At 32.7% G+C, this 17,446-nt stretch carries 18 protein-coding genes; 4 read left to right on the forward strand and 14 right to left on the reverse strand.

The window, feature by feature from the left end; genetic code table 11:
• Nucleotides 1-1,467 (forward strand): hypothetical protein (locus tag ACTRXF_RS15095; protein ID WP_474279646.1); only part of this gene is annotated, 1,467 nt, incomplete at its 5' end.
• A 46-nt stretch (nt 1,468-1,513) separates the two neighbouring features.
• Here ACTRXF_RS15095 and ACTRXF_RS15100 read toward each other — a convergent pair.
• The 10 genes from ACTRXF_RS15100 to ACTRXF_RS15145 all read right to left on the reverse strand — a co-directional run bounded on the left by ACTRXF_RS15100 (nt 1,514) and on the right by ACTRXF_RS15145 (nt 11,271).
• The gene (locus ACTRXF_RS15100; RefSeq protein ID WP_474279648.1) at nt 1,514-3,103 is read right to left on the reverse strand and encodes a hypothetical protein; all 1,590 of its coding nucleotides are present in this window, start codon (nt 3,101-3,103) and stop codon (nt 1,514-1,516) included.
• A gap of 15 nt (nt 3,104-3,118) precedes the next feature.
• Nucleotides 3,119-3,709 (reverse strand): hypothetical protein, encoded by a 591-nt coding sequence (locus ACTRXF_RS15105; protein WP_474279650.1) that lies wholly within the window; start codon nt 3,707-3,709, stop codon nt 3,119-3,121.
• Between the two features lie 144 nt (nt 3,710-3,853).
• Nucleotides 3,854-4,864, reverse strand: coding sequence for a conjugal transfer protein TrbL family protein (locus ACTRXF_RS15110; protein ID WP_474279652.1), 1,011 nt, complete (start codon nt 4,862-4,864; stop codon nt 3,854-3,856).
• Nucleotides 4,864-5,133, reverse strand: coding sequence for a hypothetical protein (locus ACTRXF_RS15115; protein ID WP_474279654.1), 270 nt, complete (start codon nt 5,131-5,133; stop codon nt 4,864-4,866). Before ACTRXF_RS15115 ends, ACTRXF_RS15110 begins: the two co-directional genes overlap by 1 nt.
• Before the next feature lie 17 nt (nt 5,134-5,150).
• Nucleotides 5,151-5,702, reverse strand: coding sequence for a hypothetical protein (locus ACTRXF_RS15120; protein WP_474279656.1), 552 nt, complete (start codon nt 5,700-5,702; stop codon nt 5,151-5,153).
• Entirely contained in the window at nt 5,680-6,735 is a 1,056-nt protein-coding gene (locus tag ACTRXF_RS15125; protein WP_474279658.1) for a bifunctional lytic transglycosylase/C40 family peptidase, read from the reverse strand. The genes ACTRXF_RS15120 and ACTRXF_RS15125 overlap by 23 nt, the downstream gene beginning before the upstream one ends.
• Entirely contained in the window at nt 6,728-8,614 is a 1,887-nt protein-coding gene (locus tag ACTRXF_RS15130) for a VirB4 family type IV secretion system protein (RefSeq protein ID WP_474279660.1), read from the reverse strand. The genes ACTRXF_RS15125 and ACTRXF_RS15130 overlap by 8 nt, the downstream gene beginning before the upstream one ends.
• A gap of 27 nt (nt 8,615-8,641) precedes the next feature.
• Nucleotides 8,642-9,706, reverse strand: coding sequence for a hypothetical protein (locus ACTRXF_RS15135; protein WP_474279662.1), 1,065 nt, complete (start codon nt 9,704-9,706; stop codon nt 8,642-8,644).
• A 14-nt stretch (nt 9,707-9,720) separates the two neighbouring features.
• Nucleotides 9,721-9,945 carry a TrbC/VirB2 family protein gene (locus ACTRXF_RS15140; protein ID WP_474279664.1) on the reverse strand — a complete coding sequence of 75 codons (225 nt, stop codon included), beginning with the start codon at nt 9,943-9,945 and terminating at the stop codon, nt 9,721-9,723.
• A gap of 306 nt (nt 9,946-10,251) precedes the next feature.
• Nucleotides 10,252-11,271, reverse strand: a complete 1,020-nt coding sequence (locus tag ACTRXF_RS15145) for a replication initiator protein A (RefSeq protein WP_474279667.1) — start codon at nt 11,269-11,271, stop codon at nt 10,252-10,254.
• Nucleotides 11,272-11,710: 439 nt separating this feature from the next.
• On the opposite strand from ACTRXF_RS15145, the gene ACTRXF_RS15150 reads away from it, so the two are divergent.
• Nucleotides 11,711-11,998 (forward strand): helix-turn-helix domain-containing protein, encoded by a 288-nt coding sequence (locus ACTRXF_RS15150; RefSeq protein WP_474279669.1) that lies wholly within the window; start codon nt 11,711-11,713, stop codon nt 11,996-11,998.
• Nucleotides 11,999-12,044: 46 nt separating this feature from the next.
• Here the strand turns inward: ACTRXF_RS15150 and ACTRXF_RS15155 are convergent, their stop codons facing one another.
• The 3 genes from ACTRXF_RS15155 to ACTRXF_RS15165 form a co-directional block, all read right to left on the reverse strand.
• Nucleotides 12,045-12,356, reverse strand: a complete 312-nt coding sequence (locus tag ACTRXF_RS15155; protein ID WP_474279671.1) for a ribbon-helix-helix domain-containing protein — start codon at nt 12,354-12,356, stop codon at nt 12,045-12,047.
• Nucleotides 12,356-13,165, reverse strand: a complete 810-nt coding sequence (locus tag ACTRXF_RS15160; RefSeq protein ID WP_474279673.1) for a ParA family protein — start codon at nt 13,163-13,165, stop codon at nt 12,356-12,358. The genes ACTRXF_RS15155 and ACTRXF_RS15160 overlap by 1 nt, the downstream gene beginning before the upstream one ends.
• 156 nt (nt 13,166-13,321) lie before the next feature.
• A complete protein-coding gene (locus tag ACTRXF_RS15165; protein WP_474279675.1) occupies nt 13,322-14,032 on the reverse strand; it encodes a hypothetical protein in 711 nt (236 codons plus the stop codon).
• Between the two features lie 91 nt (nt 14,033-14,123).
• Between ACTRXF_RS15165 and ACTRXF_RS15170 the strand changes: the two genes are divergently transcribed.
• Nucleotides 14,124-14,666, forward strand: a complete 543-nt coding sequence (locus ACTRXF_RS15170; RefSeq protein ID WP_474279677.1) for a hypothetical protein — start codon at nt 14,124-14,126, stop codon at nt 14,664-14,666.
• 41 nt (nt 14,667-14,707) lie between these two features.
• On the opposite strand, the gene ACTRXF_RS15175 is transcribed toward ACTRXF_RS15170, so the two are convergent.
• A complete protein-coding gene (locus ACTRXF_RS15175) occupies nt 14,708-15,115 on the reverse strand; it encodes a hypothetical protein (RefSeq protein ID WP_474279679.1) in 408 nt (135 codons plus the stop codon).
• A 268-nt stretch (nt 15,116-15,383) separates the two neighbouring features.
• Here ACTRXF_RS15175 and mobQ point away from each other — a divergent pair, with 268 nt between their 5' ends.
• Nucleotides 15,384-17,360 (forward strand): MobQ family relaxase, encoded by a 1,977-nt coding sequence (gene mobQ / locus ACTRXF_RS15180; RefSeq protein ID WP_474279681.1) that lies wholly within the window; start codon nt 15,384-15,386, stop codon nt 17,358-17,360.
• Nucleotides 17,361-17,446: the final 86 nt, after the last annotated feature.

A 17,446-nucleotide genomic window follows, 5' to 3' on the forward strand; every position in this document is an offset into this window, starting at 1 on the left:
ACTGCAAATTTTCTACTTAATGATAAATTAACGAATCTTGCTATTAACATTACTTTATATGGAACACTTACTTTTTTTCTTTCAATAGTTTTTTTAGTGCCAACTATCAAAAAAACGATTAAAAAAGCTTCCTCAAGAGAATCTATGTTAAATATTTTAAAGCATATGGATGAAAAGGAAGCTGAACATTATCATCATAACACTTATGATCAAAGTAATAACTTTTATGCTATTTCTCTTATCGGAGTTAATTTAATTAAAAATCAAGATACAATTAATTTCTTGAATATATTTAACCATTTTAAAGATAAAATAAAGGTGAAAATTCAAAATACAGAACCAATGAACCTTAACCAAATACGTGATTTTTTAAATGCTTATATGAAAGTTCAATATATCTTTTTAAGGGAAGTTGATTCAGAAAATAGAGTATGGGTAATTAGAGAAATTATTACTCTGTATAAAAGGATTAGAATAGAAGCTATAAAACACAATATTCCTCACACGGACTTTTTGGATTACAAAGATCTTATAGAGGACTGTATAATAAAGGCATTTAAATTCGATAATCAAAATTTAAATCGAATAAGTTTAGATATCTTTAGCGAGATATACAAACAAAATCTAATTCACTTTGTTCCAGACGAGAAAAAAACTAACTTTGGTTATATTAATGATGAAAATATATTTGAAGATAATAAAGAATATGATCAAGCATTAAATGCCCAATGGGATTATCTTTCCAATGAATTTTTCTTTTATTATAAGAACATAGTTAACAACATTGATTTTAATTCTGAGGAAACGATTTTCTCATGTATAAGAAACTATTATCTTATGGCACATGCAACATTAGGCAGTGATAACTTGAGTGACAATCAAAGAATTAAATTAATTCAAGTTATATGTAAAGACCTAATAGATTTCATCACTACATCGATGAAAAATAACTCAACTTTCGAGCCACACTTTATTACATTCGGTATGATTGCAATAGTAGAGAGCAAAAAGAACATCGAGAGCGAAGAAGAGAACATCGAGAGGGACGAGAATGTAATTTACTATTGGTATATTAATTATATGCTAGATTTGATATTTCCGGTAATTAAATATGAACGATTAAATCAGACGTTATTAAATAATGTTGGAACTCTAGGACGTACATTAGCAAAAGATATATCTGATGAAAATGTTGAAGCACTTATATTAAAGATATTTGAATTACTTTCTCTTGCTGCAACGAATATCGAACCAACAGATAGTCTAAAAAATTACCGAAATTATGTAGAGATTTACGATCAAATGGCATCTATTATTAAGTGGATAAACCAAAATAATGAAGATGTACCAGAAAGTATTTTAGAAAAATTAAATACTTATTTGTCTAAATTAGAACGATATGACGATTTTAAACAGAAATTAAATTCTGAAGAAGAATATTTACAGCAGTACTTAAAGGAAGATTAATTACTTCCTTTAAGTATGGTATATGAAATTAATAGAGCTTTTTTGTCTAATCTTTAAGTTCATTAATTTTTTGTTTTTTGCTTTCTATATCTTCATTGAGAGAATCTATTTCTTCTTCATCGTCTGTATCTTCTTTTTGCTGCTGAAGTTCTTCTAGTTCATTTTGTCTTGATTCTAAATCAGCTTTCCGCTGTTCTTCTTGTTTATGACTTTCAATAATCTTTTCTAAATCAGGATTACCTACTTCTTTAATAAAAGCTTGGGCTTCTTCGTCTTGAGCGCTATTCACATAAGCTCGTACCATATCTTTTTCCTGTCGTCCGTTCATTTGCACCTTGTTTTTGAGATCAATTATCTGCTGCCAGTCGCCATTTTGAGCAGCTATTTCATATTGTATTGCAGGACTCGATTGCTCTGTTTTGTCATTAAGGTTTTTTAGTTTGTTTTCTTCCCCATTAGCTACATACGTATTAACCACACGTTCAGCAGAACCTTTGTTTAGATTGATAGCTTTTGCTTCATTGCCATTTTCAATATACAAATCCACCATAAAAGCTTGATCGCTTTCATTAAGATTTTCATAACCAACACTTTCTAAAGAGCTAATTGCAGCTGCGGTTTTATTATCTCTAGCTTCACGATATGCAGCTGTAATTTGATCTTCTTCCTGAGCTTGTACGTTGGTGTTATTACCTTCTTTCTCTTGCTGCGTACTTTCTTCCCCATTTCCAGTAATGACAAAGCCAACGAGAAAGATAACAGCCAGGGCAGATATGAACGAATAAAACAGCCTATGGTTATTTGAGATCCACTGTTGAACAGCAAATTTCTTTGTTTGGCGTTTACGGTCAGATTCAATAATCTCTCCATAATGGATTTCTCCTGAGTTGTTGCTTACTTGCTTGTTTTTCTTTTTTATAGGCAGCTTAGACACTAACCGATACATACGACTGTTGGCTTTTCGTTCTTCATCCTGTTTCTTTTTGTCGTAGACCCTTTGTTCATAGTCAGCAATATGACTTTCAACGATTTCATTCAGTTCATCTATGGTCTTCGCTAAAATAATTTGTTCGGCAAAGCGTATAACTTCTGGATTATTCTGCTGTACAAAGTCCGTTTTTCGCGGTTTTCCATAGTATTGTTTTAAATGCGTCAGCGTTACAATGATTAAACTTTTTACGCCTTGTAGGGCATCTACCCCGTTGTTATAAATCGGAAAAGCCCCAAAGTCGAAGAGCATGGTTTTAATCTGATTTTCGTATATATCATAAACAAAATTTAGATTATTCCAGTACACTCCGACTTCCTCATGTTGCTTTCCTAAATCTACTAATGAACTAAATAAGTAAAGCTGTTCTTCAAAGCTCAATTTTTTCGCATAATTGGAGAATATACGTAGTCCTTCTCCATTGTATTTCAGATAAACACGCTCTTGCTCTTGGATAATTTCCGAAGCGACCATATAAAGGGATTCATCATAATTTTCATCATTGAGAAGAATTTGCTGTTTTGCCTGATACATTTCATTAATCGTATCTATATCTTTTTCTAAAGCTTGAGCTAAGGGAAATTCCACAGATAACTTATTCTCACTAACTTCTATCTCACCATATTTATTAAAAGGAAGTTTCGCCATCGGTTACGTTCCTCCCTACTCAATATTTTGTTCTTCTTGCAATTGTTCAGGGTAATCTTCCGACCCTACAGCGTCCATCTGCATTTCTTCTTCCATATCTGCTAAATCTACTTCTGTATTAATTCCATAAGTGTCAAATACTTCTATTTCACCGTTATCAGCACGTTTAATAAAATCTAATGTCATAGAATAATCTCCGTCTGTAAAATCAGCACTAATGGTTGATACATCTAAATTCTCGTACTCTGTTATTTTTGGTTCATCAGCCATCTTCATTTCTTCAGGATTAAAGGGAACATGATCTCTTAATGTTGGACCGAGCTTGCTTTCTTCTTCGTCAGCTTTCATTTCGAAAAATTTTCTTAAATACAGTTCAGAACCTTTGTGTAAAATTTCTTCATCGTGCATATCGGTTTGTAAATTATCCTGATACTTCTTTAGTTCTGCGGTAGATTCAAATTCAGCAGGAGAGAACGTTTGAAAAAACGCTTCTCCTGTTTCCCCTACTGCGTCATAATCACTTGAACTGGCTTCACTGGAACAACCACCTAATACAGCTGCGAATGCTGCTAGAGACAATGCCCCAGATAGATAGGATTTTTTCATATCTTACTACCTCACTTTCTCTGTAACAGACTAATGATAAAAGCCAGTATATTTATTTTTAATAAAATCTTGAATGTTAAAAAGACAAGGACTGAAAGAAAAACTATTGAAAAGAACACCATATTTTCTACCGTCCTTTCCTATTTATCTAGCTAACCTAGTGCCAGCTGTACGTGTCACATTGGTAATTTGTCTCATAGACCCTGTACTAAATCCAAATGAGCCTAAGATTGTTGGTATCGACACTGCTAAACAGAAGAACCCAATACCAAAGAATATCGTGGAGACTGAACCAACTTCTCCGTCCACCAATAGTTTCAAGCCAACGACAATCGCAAGAACTTGAAGAATGTAAGAGAGAAACGCAATAATCAGTTGCTTAATCCACATATCAAAGAAGTTATAGTTATCGTTTAGTTTAGTGACTATAGCTACTGGACCGACCATATAGAGTAAAGCAACCAATGCCATACGATAAAATAATTGGAAAGTAAAAACGACTGACAACACCATAAATAACAGTAATGCCATAATGCCAAAGTCTGTTGATACCAAGAACATGGAAACAAGTTTATCTAAAAAGTTTTGTTGATCGAAGGTGTTTAGTATGCCCTGAACAGTGTATTGCTGTACTCGTAGTACCCAATTCATAAATTGAGCATAGATTCCTAAGAAAATACCAATGCTGATAATGCTCAATATTTTTTCATTCATTACAATAGGTCCGTCCGAAGCGTCACCTATCCTTGTGCTTACAACCTTTGCCATACTAAAAGATATAAAGATCGCAAAGAGAGTGTAACTTAATCCTGATATGCCATTTTGATAAGAGTTATATATGTCGTTTCCTGTTATGTCTGAAGGCTCTAGGATAGTAGAGTACATTCGATCTAACGTAAAATTCAGCCCTGATACAACAATTTGGAATGTCATATCATAAAACTTGCAGTGAATATCGAATGTGCCACAATCAAAACTCATTTCCTCACTATCATATTTATCCATCAATTCCTCATATCTAGGCGTAAAATCAGTTGCGTCTAATTCCTCTGAGTAACGATCTTGAAAAGATTCAGCTTGAACAGGAGTAGCAAAGAAAAGCAGTAACAGGATAGGCACTAAGGCTAATATGGGGTAGAGAATTTTGCTTTTCATTAAAATTGCCCTCCTATCAGAAAACTTGCTGTAATTAATATGACAAAACCTATAAACCCGTAACCTAAAAATATGTTGTACTTAAATTCATCAATTTCTCTATCTTCCATCTCTTTATGATGTTTCAGATAAAACTTTCTTTTTTGTTCCTCAATCTTTTTATCTAAATGCTGATTAAAGATTGAGGACATTTTTTTCTCTATATTTAGTATCCAGTTCGCCCCTCTTAACAATGCCGCTTTTGATCTTTCCTTGAGAGAAACGCCCATTCCACCCACCTCAATCTTTAACCAGTCTCCGTTTCTGCTTTATCTGCGTTGTCTCGAAAATCCGTTACAATCCATTCACCATCTTCTTTAGATAATTCGAGTTCAATAAACGTTGTTGATTCCTCTTGTTCTTCACTTACGTCATAAGTGATTACATGATTAAATCTTGCCATCGTATTTACTCTCTCTTGATCTGCACTATCAGCTTGAACATATACCTCTAAATCATTCACTGTTGCAGTTACATCTTCTTGATTGTATTCATCACTCGGAAACAAGTAATCTAGCATTTGCTCATTCATAATTGTTGACGCTTCTTTTTTTCGATCTTTATAACCTTTCTTGTTTTCCGTAAATACGCTTTCTGCGAAGGTTTGAGTAACACTTTCTATATCCTTATAGTTTTCGTTAATCGTTGAAGGTGATTCTTCTTCTAAGGCTTGTACTTCTTGTTCTAAGTTTTCAATCTCTTGATCTTTTGGACTAGAGCAACCTACCAAAACGAAAGGAAAAACGATGAGAGCAGCAACTATTGTATTTTTCTTTTTAAATCCTTTGTACTCTGCCATTAAAATTGTCACCCCAATAACCATCTTCCATACTTTCAATTGCCACGCCCGTACTGCTTTGAGCACCTATAAATTTTCCATCGCCAACATAAATGCCAACATGCCCATCTATCTTATACGTGTCAAAAAAGACCAAATCTCCCTTTTGCACATTCTCATAATCAACGTTTTCACCTTTGTTCTTTAAACTATCTGTATTGACTGAACCTAAGTTCCCTAGCTCTTTGCCTTTTTGTTCGTAAGCCCAATAGACAAAGCTAGAACAATCAAATATGCCTTTTTCTTGATCGGCTCTTGTACGTCCCCCGCCGAAATCATACTCACTGTTTCCTATCCATTTTTCGCTCATTTCAACAAAATCACCGTCTACCGTTCCTCCAGGTGCACTTGATTCATCAACATACTTCATTACAGCGTCTACATACTCTACGTCACCGTAACAAGCACCCTCACTTGCGTATTCAGGACGAACACAGCTGTATTTTCCTGTATTTTTTACTTTTTGATATTGCTGCTGAGAAAACTCTACCGCCAATTCTTTAGAATATTCACCACCATTATGTTCTTTAGCGTAATCAATGAAGCCCGAACCAAAGTTATAGGATTGTAAAGCTAGTTTCACATCACCGTCTGCTTTCTCTAACACTTCAGCAAAATACTTCGTTCCTTGTTTGATAGAAGCCTCAGTATCTAACGAGTTCATAGGAAGTCCTAAACTTTCACTGGCTTGCATAACATCATCTACTCTGCCGCCTGATTCTTGCATGGTTTTAGCCATCAAAACATCAACCTGATTAGGGATTCCGTATTCTTCAGCGTATTTTTCAAACAAAGGTCTCAGTGATTCTACTTCTTCATTTACTTGAGCTGTTCCTATAGATTGTGTTTCTTGCTGATTTTGCTCTTCTTCCATACTTATAAGAAACGTAGTAGCTAACATCATAATTCCTAGCAATAAGGCAATTGCAAGAGCTATCCACCCAAACTTCGAGAGTAATAATTTGACTAGTAACCCTTTTGCCACATCACGCATAAGAACCACTTCTGTCAATATCCACTACTTTGGAACTTTCACTATCTCTGAACCAAAGACGATGTTCCATATTGGTCAAAGTCACATCAATTTCAATTTTTGTTCCACCAACCATATAGATTCCTTTACCTGCGTGTTTTTTCTTATCACCGTCCTCGATCTGTAACTTCTGTTTTTCTTTTTGGGAAAACGTATTATTTAATTCACTTTCCAAGAAGGTAATTTCTTCTTCAGTCATAGGAAGATATAGACGTTGAACTGCATTAATAATGACTGCTTCTCCATAATTTCGGCTTTCATCTTTCGCAGAAAGAAAGTCTTTGATGGACTGCGTAGCAGGTGTAATACCGCAATTAAAACTCCTAAAAAGCTTCATCATCACGTACAAATCATTCATAGCTAAAGGAACTTTAGGATCAGCTAATAAGTGACATTCGTCTATATAAAATTGGGTAGGTTGTCGATCTCCGTTTAGAACCTTTTGCTTCACATGAGATAACAGCAGGTAGTAAATCACCCGTTGAGCTTTTTGATCATTAATGAGGGAGTTTATATCATACGAAACCATATCGTTATTGGTGTTTACATTGGTATGACCGTTTAAAATCTTTCCGAACATGCCATAAGTGTAAGCAAATAGCACACTATGAAAATGTTGAAGAGTTTCATAATCACTGTCGCCATTCTCTTGCATATCATTTAGTAAAAGGTATAAATCCTCCATAATCGGAAAATCTTTTGCTTCTAATTCATTAATATTCGTGAAAGTATCAATACCCTTGTTTTCATATAGTTTTAATAGTGTTTTTTGCAAAACATCTTCCTGTAATTCAGTAATTTGAGGGTGTATTAATCGAAAAACGGTTAATAGGGTTGAAATATTATCGTACAAATTGTTTTCTTCTTCTTTGTTATCTAATTGAGGGGGAACATCAAACGGATTAATAACATTGCCGCCCCGAAAAGTGAACTTTACTACTTCCCCACCACAATCTTTCACTAAAGAAGTGTAATCATTCTTAGGGTCAATAATAATAATGCGTCTGCCAATCATATATTTTCGTAGCATATCTGTAGCTAAATACGTTGATTTTCCTACACCAGTCATGCCAATGACAATTTGGTGTTTGTTTAGAAGTAAATCATCATCAACGCTAATGATATTACCAGTCGCACTATTTTTCCCTTTAATCAATCCCTTTTCTTGAAAGTATTCATTCTGATGAAAAGGAAAAAAGTAACTAACTGCTTCAGTATCCATCGGTCTATACGTTAAGTCGTACACTTTATTTTTATGGAGAGGTAGGAAGGAATCAAAAGCGTCACGCATTTTTTCTGTTGGTGCTAATGTTTTCGCAAACTGCCCTAAACGTGTTTTAACTTGTTTAGTTAATGCGTCCAGTTCGTTTTCACTGCTCCCCACAATATGAATGACCATTTGGAACATGAACACTTTGTCATTAGAATACGTTAATTGGTGGAGTTGCATTTCTGCGGAATTAATCTGAGAAAGAATTTCTGCTTGTGCTGCATGACTAACGTATTTCCCATTTAATTTTGTATTGTTTTGCTTAATAGACTGAGAGAGCTGCTTTCTTATGTCATGCTGATCTATTTCTTGCACATAAAAGCAAATAGATACGTTTTCACTGATCTCATTCAGGCTCATAATTTTTTCGCGATCTAATATAGGTTTATATTGTACTGCTACAAGAGTTTTTGCGTAGTTTCCTCCTAAACGCATGTGCGTGGCTGTTTCAACAATGCTGTCAGGAGAGAGCAAATCTTGTAACTGTTGATTTCCGAAGTCAAAAGAACTTTCTAAATTTTCTTCTTTTTTTCTGAAAGGCAATTTGTTTTTTAAGTCTTTCAGTACCAATTCAAAACCTCCAAACAAGTACAGGATTTATCTGATTTTCTCTTTTAGTTCTTTTTCGTAAGCTGCAAGCATTTCTTTTCCTGTATCTTGACCGACAGTTAAATAATTAGAAATCGAGTTATTAATCTCTGTCGTAATTTGTGCGTTTTCGTAATCAATGCACATATGAATCAGTTGAAATAATTCATCATTATCTAAAACGTGAGCATTTAAAGCATTGTCGCCTGAGAGCATATTTTGAACTCCGTCTTTGATTAATTCAGCACGTTCCTCCAGTTCATCTAACACTTTTTCTTTATTGCTATTAGTAAAAGAAGATCCAATAATCAAGTAAATTTTCTTTGAGACCATGTTTCGGCTTTTCTGTATATCATCTACATAGTCTAAATAATCATTAAGCAGCTGCTTTTTTACGTTATCTTCCGTCTGAGATTGATATTCATGGAAGAAGTGATAGTAGCTTTTAAGGTTAATTGGTTGAGCAATATGAGCAAACTGCACTTTGATTTTTGGAGGTAAATCTTCCAGGAATTGAGCAAAAGCATCGTAGACATCATTTTTCTTATGGTTACTCATTAGCGAAAGGTTAATGTGACTAGCTTCAATGACTTTTACTAGTCGATCATCTTTGGTCTCAAAGCACTCTGAAGTGATGTTTCTAATTTCCATAGCTTCACTTGTATGAGGAATACTGTTTTTTTTCTGTTTTTTCGTCATATTTTGAACGCCTTCCTTTGAATAAAAGAATTGCTTTTGCCTTCTATTAAATTGCAATCTCCATATGAACCGATATTTAAGTAAGGATATGTTTTTACGCATAGGGTGTTTGGTTAAAACCACTGCGATCATAAAGAAAAATGGTACGAGGAAAATAAGAATCGAATTGGTGCTAATCCCATAACCCATTTGCCAATAAATGTACTGACCAACAGCCCCCAACAATAAAAAAGGCAAAAGAATAATAGTATCTTTTACTGAGAGGAAAGCAAAAATATAGCGTTTAGGGTCAACATCGAGAGGAAGTTCTAGCTTCCCCTCGGTTTTCATGTTTTCCCTTCGGCGTAGCATTTCTTGAATTTCAGACTGATTCAATGCTTACACCCCTTTTAAAGATTATTTTGGAAGTAATCAACAATAGCAGGGGCTAAAATGAATACAGCCAACCCACCAATGCAGAAAATCAGACCGCCTTTAAATTTGCCCTGACTTTCTTGACCTCCAAATGCTGTAAGAAGTCCAAGAATCATAATGCCAATAACAAACAGGGTAATGAAGGTACTTTGGATGTCACTAAATAGAGAATCTAGTAAGCCCCCAATCTGATCAAACATGATCTCACCTCCTTATATGTAATTTAGTATATTTTAAGTCTATCATATATAAAAACCCCAATCAATAAGGTTGAGGTGGTTGATGTAAATTTTATACTTTTTTATTTCTTTTTTCCTTCCATTCTCTTTTTTTCCAACTATAGGTGCAGATATATTAGTTTGATCTTCCTACCAAACATTTTAAGGTTAGGTTTTCTTATTTGTGTGTTTATGACTAATTAATCAGGTCCATAATTACTAAAAAGACAAACGAAAGTATAGGCTGCCATTATAGAAGCCCATACTTTGTAATTGTTAGAAAGTTTTCTATGATTCCATTGATGAACTATAAGCATTTCTCTGCTTTCGTTCTTCCAGTAATCTTTTAAATTTTTCTCGTTCTCCTTCCAAATTGGTTGTTTTATTTTCATTCTCAGGTACTTGCACATCTTCATTGTTATTACTATCGTTTGTCGTTTCTCTATACCATTTAGGCATAGTGTCTTGTTTTGGTTTACTACTTTGGTTTGCTTTTTCTCTAAGTTCTAACTTTTTAGTGATTGCTGTTCTCATAGCAGCTTCAATAGAAGCTATAGGACGCTCAAATTTAGCCAATACAAAGTTTAAAGCACTTTGGTATTCCCCTACTGTTAAAAGCTCTTCATGGGCTTTGTAATTGCTTTCTATATCATTTAAAGAAATATCATCATCAATCAATCTCTTTTGGTATTTATTAAGTACTGTTTTTATATCATTAGGTAATTCTAGTGAAACAATCTGATCATTAAGAGATTGATCTTTTAAATTATTCTTACTCAAATCAGTATTACTAAGATTATTATTACTAGGGTATGAATTTGATACTTCTTGAAGTGTATTTTTGATACTTCCTGAAGTATGATTTTGATACTTCACTTTTTCTGAAGTATGATTTTGATACTTCACTGATTTATCAGTGGTTGTATCTTCTGTTTTATTAATTGTGTATATATCACTATCAGTTGCAATTGGTTTTTTAATGTATAGTTTATTTGGTTTTTGAACACCTATACGAACTTGATAAAGTAAGTCGGCTTCGATAAGTTCATTTTTCACTTTGACTATTTTATTTCTACTTCCTATATTTAATATTTTTCTTAAATCGTCATTAGTATAAATAAAGTAGATATATCCGTTCTCGTCATACCATTGATTTTTTATTGAAATTTGAAAACGATCTTTAAGAATTGCCCAAGTAACTTTAGCTTCAATACTCATATTTATATATTTTTCGCTACTAAAGAAAACCTTTGGTAATTGGAAATAACTTAACCCTTGCTCTTCATAAACGCTAAAGAAATCTGACATAACAAAAAGCTCCTCCTTATATCCCTAAAGACTTAAAGAGAAGCTAATAAAGGTATTCGTGTACCTCTATTTCTATAAAAAATTGGAAGTTAATACCACAATAAGAAATGCACTGTAGTAAGAGTTTTTTATTTTGACCCTTACAGAACATGTGATACACTGTTACCAAATAGTTTATTAATTTTAATGCTTTCCGCATTAAAAGCTTCTCTTAAAAGTCTCTGTCTCTAGTGAATGGCGGTCAACCTAACAACTAGAGCCAGGGGCTTTTTTCGTTTTTTAGAATGTATTTAGTCAAACAGATAATAATTTCCTGTTTTAAATAGAATAACAGTATCAAATCGCCTAATCAATAACATTCGGACTTTTTGAATGTTATGTGCTTTCCTATCCCATATGCTAAATAAGCTACTACAATGAAATTGGAGTGCTGTTTATTATGGGAGAAGAAAAAGAACTACAGGAGTTGAAAGAGCAAATTAAATTGCGTATGGACTTTGTTTTTGAAGAAATGAAGCAAACACGCAAACAAAAAGGTCTTTCTATACTCCATGTTTCTAATACAACTGGTATCGGCTATGGATACGTTTCTGATATAGAAAATGGTAAACATCATAAAATTGGGTTGCATACGATTATGCGTTATTGTGAAGGTATACATGAAGATTACAATGAACTACTTATACGTGCTGAACGCAGATTTAAGGATTATCAAAACAACAAATAAATATATGTTAATTTAATAAATACGTGTTTATATATTAAACACGTATTTATTTTTTCATTCTTTCTAGTTTTTCCTCAATAGCTTCTCGAATAAGATCTGAACGATTCACTTTTAATTGTCTGCTTAAATCCCCCAGTTCTTCCCACATTTCTTCTTCAATATGAAAATTACGAGTAATAGGTTTGTTTAATTTTGGGGCAGGTCCAGTTTTCTTTTTAGGTCTCCCTGATTGAGTTAATTCACTTTCAGTAGTAACTCGTTGAAGAACACTTCTTTTGCCATTTTGTTTAGAAGAATCTTGTTCTTTTTCCTTTTGATAATTCTCCGTTAATTCATCTAAATTTTTTTTATTTGCCATTATGCTTTACCTCCACTAATCGTTTCTAATAAATTATCTGCCAGAACATCAAAATCGTTTAAGAAGTTATTCACGTATTTATTGTTTTCCCGTTCACTCATTAAAGATTTTTTATCCAGTCTGAGACGATCAACCACGCTAGTATGTCTAATTGATGGAAGAAAGTGCTGTTTTTTTATTCCATGTTCTAAGAGTGGGTTATAAAGATAATTATTCATTTTTTCCTCATTGCTACTCATAGCCACTGTAACTTTATTAGGCACAATAAAATAATTTTGAACGTAGTTTGCGTCAATAAACTCTTGAGTAATGTCTGCTGTTCTCATGGCAGCTAAACGACTATCATCAGAGACTTCTGTAGGGATTAAAACAAAGTCACTAGCTATCATGGAATAGGAAACGAGCTTTGTGTTTTCAGACGGGTGTGTGTCTATCAAAATAAAGTCATAAGCATTTCTAAGAGGTTCTATGTGGTCTTTTAATGCGTCTATTCTTTTTATGACGCTCATGTTTTTTTCTACATAATCTTCAAAATCGTCTATACGTTCATCAGAAGGTATAAAATCTAAATGATCGTTATAGCTTTGAACAACTTGAGAAGGCTTTGCTTCTCTAATTAGCCAATCATAAGCTGAATACTGATACTGGTCTCGATCTTCTAAAAAACCAGTAGCAATACTAGAGTTTTGACAGAGATCAATGATCAAAACATCATACTTCCTTGCAGCAAGAATTTCTCCGAGTTGGCGAGTAATTAATGACTTTCCTACGCCGCCTTTTGTGCTTGCAGTAGTAATAACGGTACTCATAAAACAACTCCTATATATTTGACTTTTAATATACTTATATTTTATCAGCAAGAATACATAAACACAAGTACATATATTAAACATATATACTTGTGTTTAATTTATATACATATATTATACGAATAAATAAGCCGCCAGTCATGCTGGCGGCCTTGTTTATTTTTCACTTATGAATAGTTCATGTAAAAAAAGTAGTTCACACATTTCGCTCAAATTAAAATCTAATATGTTTTCGCTAATTTCTCGTACAATAGGGGAGGTTTTAAATTGTACTCGTTGGTCTTTGTGTATATCGATACTACCAAACAATGACCGACTAAGAGCAAAATCAGAATAACTCATAGATGAAATCAGACTATCTCGATACTGTAATCCTGACAGGATAAAAAGAGTTGATACTTGCATACCGTAAGGTTTTAATTTGTCTTTCATGTTCTGAGCTAATGTTGCATTAACCCTTAGAGTATTATTAATAAATTGGTTATCTAACTTTTTTTTTAGAAGATTATCTTTGAACTTATCAGAATAAACAATACTTGAGTGGAGATAATGATTGATAAGTAACTGAAAAAACTCTCGTTGCTCGAAGGTGTCGGGATACTTTTCATTAATTGTTTTATAAATTGCCTGGAACGTATCTAAATTAATTTTATCTTGCCGTACAGCAAATTGTTCTGTGAGCTGTTTTCGATCAAAACGATCTAAACTTTCAAAAGCAATTCTAAATAACTCATTCGAATCATTTTTAGAAAGCTCATAGAAAATATAAGAGATTTGCTGCGTATAAGAAATATTTAAATGTTCTTTTAAAAACATTAATTTTTCTGCGTTGTTTAGTGTGAGGTTAAGGTGAATAACGCCCGACATAAAACACCTCCTTTTTTCCAGTATTTCCAAATTTTTAAACGAAATATGTTACGATAAGTATAACAAATAATGATTTAGGAGGGAAAGAACATTGGCTGCAAATCGAAGCTCTTACAAAGAAATTAATGCTATGATAGACAATGTTGTTCGCTACACTGAATTAAAAAAGAAGGATAAAAAATTAGAAAAACATAATCAAAAAAATGGAAATTCAAATGACCTGAAAAAAGATCATAATAATATCAAAAAAGATTTAGATAAAGTTCAAAAAGCAATTAAGATGTATCCTTCGACAGCTAAAGTTGCTATTAAAATTTATCAAAATAAACATTTATTAAATAAAGTACAAAAACGATTAAAAGAACGAGAACGGGAAAGACGAAATAAAGAAGCAATAAAAAAATTAACGTATGCAAAATTAAAAATTCAAAATCAACGTGCAAAGTTATTAAAAAATGAATCTGCTAATAGACAATCACTTGATAAATTAAATGCTTGGGAACAAAACATTGATACAAAAATTGGCAAGTATAAAGATAAACAAAATGTTAATCAAAAAACAAATCAATCACACCAGAAGAAGCAAAAGCAGAATCAGAGAATGAAAACAAAAACTAAATCAATGAGTTTATAAATAATAAGAGCCTAGCTTTTAAAAGCTAGGCTCTATCTTTATTAAAAATTAGAATTATGATTATCGTTTAGAGTGTCTTGTTCATTAAATGAACGGTCATTTTCTGTTACAGTATCTTCTTTATCTTCAAAGAAACTGTTTTTATTGAGCTTATATGTGTAAATATTATCTTCGTCAGTTTCTCCATTATAATTTTCTTTTTTGAGATGTGGAGGAATTAATTCTTTTGCTCTAGCACTTATTGTATTTAGCACTTCTCGTTTCTCATAGATATTCAAATGGTCAATGTCTAAGTGTTGTTCAACCATAGCACCAAAGGTAATCATATGATGATTACGATCTCTACGTTTTTGTTGATTTACTTTTTTCTGAATGTCTTTTTTTCTTTGTCTCAACTTTTCTTCTTGTTCTTCAATTTTCTTTAATCTTTCTAGTTCTTTCATGGACATTCAAAAATTCACCTCGATTTCTGTATTTTGTATTTAATTGGTTTTGAACTTGAATAAATGTAATTTAAATCCATCTTATCATTGAAGGTGGAAGGTGTCTAGTGCTACAATATCCCTAAGCCGATAAGGGTTAGGGCGCACTTACACACATAGTTTTTTCTTCGAAAAATCATGTGTTTCCATGCGAACTCGCTACGCTCGATGGTTCACCTTCGGTGATAGCTTGTCTATCGACAATAGCCCGCAGGGGCAAAAGGAGGGAAAAAGGTTGGCTATCTATCATGTTTCTGTAAGTAATATTAATCGAACAAATCAAAGTGCAGTTGCAGCTGCTTCTTATAGAAGTGGAGAGTCTTTGTTCTCCGAACGTGACGGGGAAACGAAAAAATATAAGAAACGTGAAGTTAAGCCGGAATCTTTTATTATGTCTCCGAGTCATGCCCCTGAATGGACTAAAAACCGTCAAAGTTTATGGAATGAAGTAGAACGAAAAGAGAAAAATGTTAATGCACGATTAGCAAGAGAAATCACTGTAGCGATTCCTAAAGAATTAAATAATGAGGAACAGACAAATTTAATTAAAGATTATTGTGAAGAAAATTTTGTGGAAGAAGGTATGGTGAGTGATGTAAGCATTCATCGTGATAAAGAACATAATCCTCATGCTCATATCATGCTTACTACCCGTTCATTTGATATTAATGGAGAATGGAAACAGAAAAAGAAACGCGAAAAAGTATTAGATGAAAAAGGAAATTTTGTTTTAAATCAAAATGGTAAGCCCAAAGATAAGTTTGTGAGTTTAACTAATTGGAATGACAAAGAAACTTTAGAAAAATGGCGTGAATCATTTGCTGAAAAGTGTAATTATGCTTTGAAAGAAAAAGGTTTAGATATTTCTGTTTCTCATAAAAGTTTTGCCGATCAGGGCATTGATAAAGTACCAACAATACATTTAGGTCATGCAGCATTTCATATGGAACAAAAGGCTAAGAAAAAGGCTGAAAAAAACCATGTTCCATACATGCCAGTTACAGAAAAAGGACAAATTAATCTAGAAGCTAATGAAATTAATAAAGAACTTGAAGAACTTAAAAAACAAAAGGTTGTTAGTTTAGAAGAATATGAAAATCAAAAGGCTGCTTCTTTTAAGGACAGTCGTTTTTCTGATGTAGAAAAAGAATCTTTATCTAAATTAAGTAAGATCATTAAAGGCGAAGTTAATTATGAAAATCTCATTGAACAAAAACAAAGAATATCTAACTGGACGAAAAGCTTAGAAAGTAAATCTCGTCAGTTACAAAGCGAAAAAGATATTATTAATAAGGCGGTTCACGTTTTCAAAAATGATAAGAAATCCAATGTTAAATATTATGGTTTTTCTCCTAAATCATTTAATGAACAAGTGAAAGATTCTATTCAAAATTTGAAAAACGAAGAAGATAAATTGGCTAAACGAAACGAACAAAAAGATGAATTAAATACCTTAGTTTTTCAGGCTGAAAAAGCTATAATTAGAACTTCAAAAATTGATTTTGAAAATCATAAGCCGGAATATTTAAAAGATAATTTTGATCAATATCCTTATGCTCGATATACCTTATTGAAAGAAATCAAAAATGATACTTTGCCTTCGAATGAATTAGATTTACAGGAGAGAATTAACCAACACATTCAAAAAGATAATGAAATTCATGGAAATAATAATGACAAAGAAACTTTAAAAGAATTAAATCAACAATCAATCGTCACTGATCGAACTATGAAAAAATACAAACAAGCATATCAAGAATCTCTCAAAAATAATGATGAAGTTAACGCTTATAAACAGGCTATAAAAATTAATGAACTGGATTTACAAAAACAGTCTTTAGATCAACAAATAGAATATTACGCAGCAAGTTTAAAAGAAGAATTATTAAACTCAGATAAACCATTAAGCAGTAAAGAAAAAGAAGAAATTGAAGATATGAATACGAGTGACTTAACTCAAGCCTATGAAAATTATCAAGAAGATGAACCATTAACAAAAGATACTTCTTTAGATTCTACTTCCAGTAAAAGTAAAGAAAATGAACAAGTCTCAACTTCAATGAATCCGGCGAACGATGTACTTTCATCTATTGATAAGGCTGTTCAAGATATGGAACGTAAACAAAAAGATAGTGTTACTAATCAAGAGAAAGAAATGAAGAAAAAGAAACGAAGGGGTAGAAATACTCAAGAAAAACACTTAGATATATAGTACCCTCGAATTATGGAAGTGAGTATATGTATATGATAGACTATACATATACTTTATTTCATGGGGGCTATATCATATTTTCGGAG

This window comes from Marinococcus sp. LNHM3E3-2.2 (genome assembly GCF_056034385.1).

Excerpts from the sequence above, each read along its gene's own strand:
- ACTRXF_RS15110 (WP_474279652.1), bottom strand. The coding sequence starts at position 4,864 with ATGAAAAGCAAAATTCTCTACCCCATATTAGCCTTAGTGCCTATCCTG.
- ACTRXF_RS15175 (WP_474279679.1), bottom strand. The coding sequence starts at position 15,115 with ATGTCCATGAAAGAACTAGAAAGATTAAAGAAAATTGAAGAACAAGAA.
- ACTRXF_RS15140 (WP_474279664.1), bottom strand. The coding sequence starts at position 9,945 with ATGTTTGATCAGATTGGGGGCTTACTAGATTCTCTATTTAGTGACATC.
- ACTRXF_RS15155 (WP_474279671.1), bottom strand. The coding sequence starts at position 12,356 with ATGGCAAATAAAAAAAATTTAGATGAATTAACGGAGAATTATCAAAAG.
- ACTRXF_RS15105 (WP_474279650.1), bottom strand. The coding sequence starts at position 3,709 with ATGAAAAAATCCTATCTATCTGGGGCATTGTCTCTAGCAGCATTCGCA.
- ACTRXF_RS15120 (WP_474279656.1), bottom strand. The coding sequence starts at position 5,702 with ATGGCAGAGTACAAAGGATTTAAAAAGAAAAATACAATAGTTGCTGCT.
- ACTRXF_RS15160 (WP_474279673.1), bottom strand. The coding sequence starts at position 13,165 with ATGAGTACCGTTATTACTACTGCAAGCACAAAAGGCGGCGTAGGAAAG.
- ACTRXF_RS15145 (WP_474279667.1), bottom strand. The coding sequence starts at position 11,271 with ATGTCAGATTTCTTTAGCGTTTATGAAGAGCAAGGGTTAAGTTATTTC.
- ACTRXF_RS15100 (WP_474279648.1), bottom strand. The coding sequence starts at position 3,103 with ATGGCGAAACTTCCTTTTAATAAATATGGTGAGATAGAAGTTAGTGAG.
- ACTRXF_RS15165 (WP_474279675.1), bottom strand. The coding sequence starts at position 14,032 with ATGTCGGGCGTTATTCACCTTAACCTCACACTAAACAACGCAGAAAAA.
- ACTRXF_RS15150 (WP_474279669.1), top strand. The coding sequence starts at position 11,711 with ATGGGAGAAGAAAAAGAACTACAGGAGTTGAAAGAGCAAATTAAATTG.
- ACTRXF_RS15125 (WP_474279658.1), bottom strand. The coding sequence starts at position 6,735 with ATGCGTGATGTGGCAAAAGGGTTACTAGTCAAATTATTACTCTCGAAG.
- ACTRXF_RS15115 (WP_474279654.1), bottom strand. The coding sequence starts at position 5,133 with ATGGGCGTTTCTCTCAAGGAAAGATCAAAAGCGGCATTGTTAAGAGGG.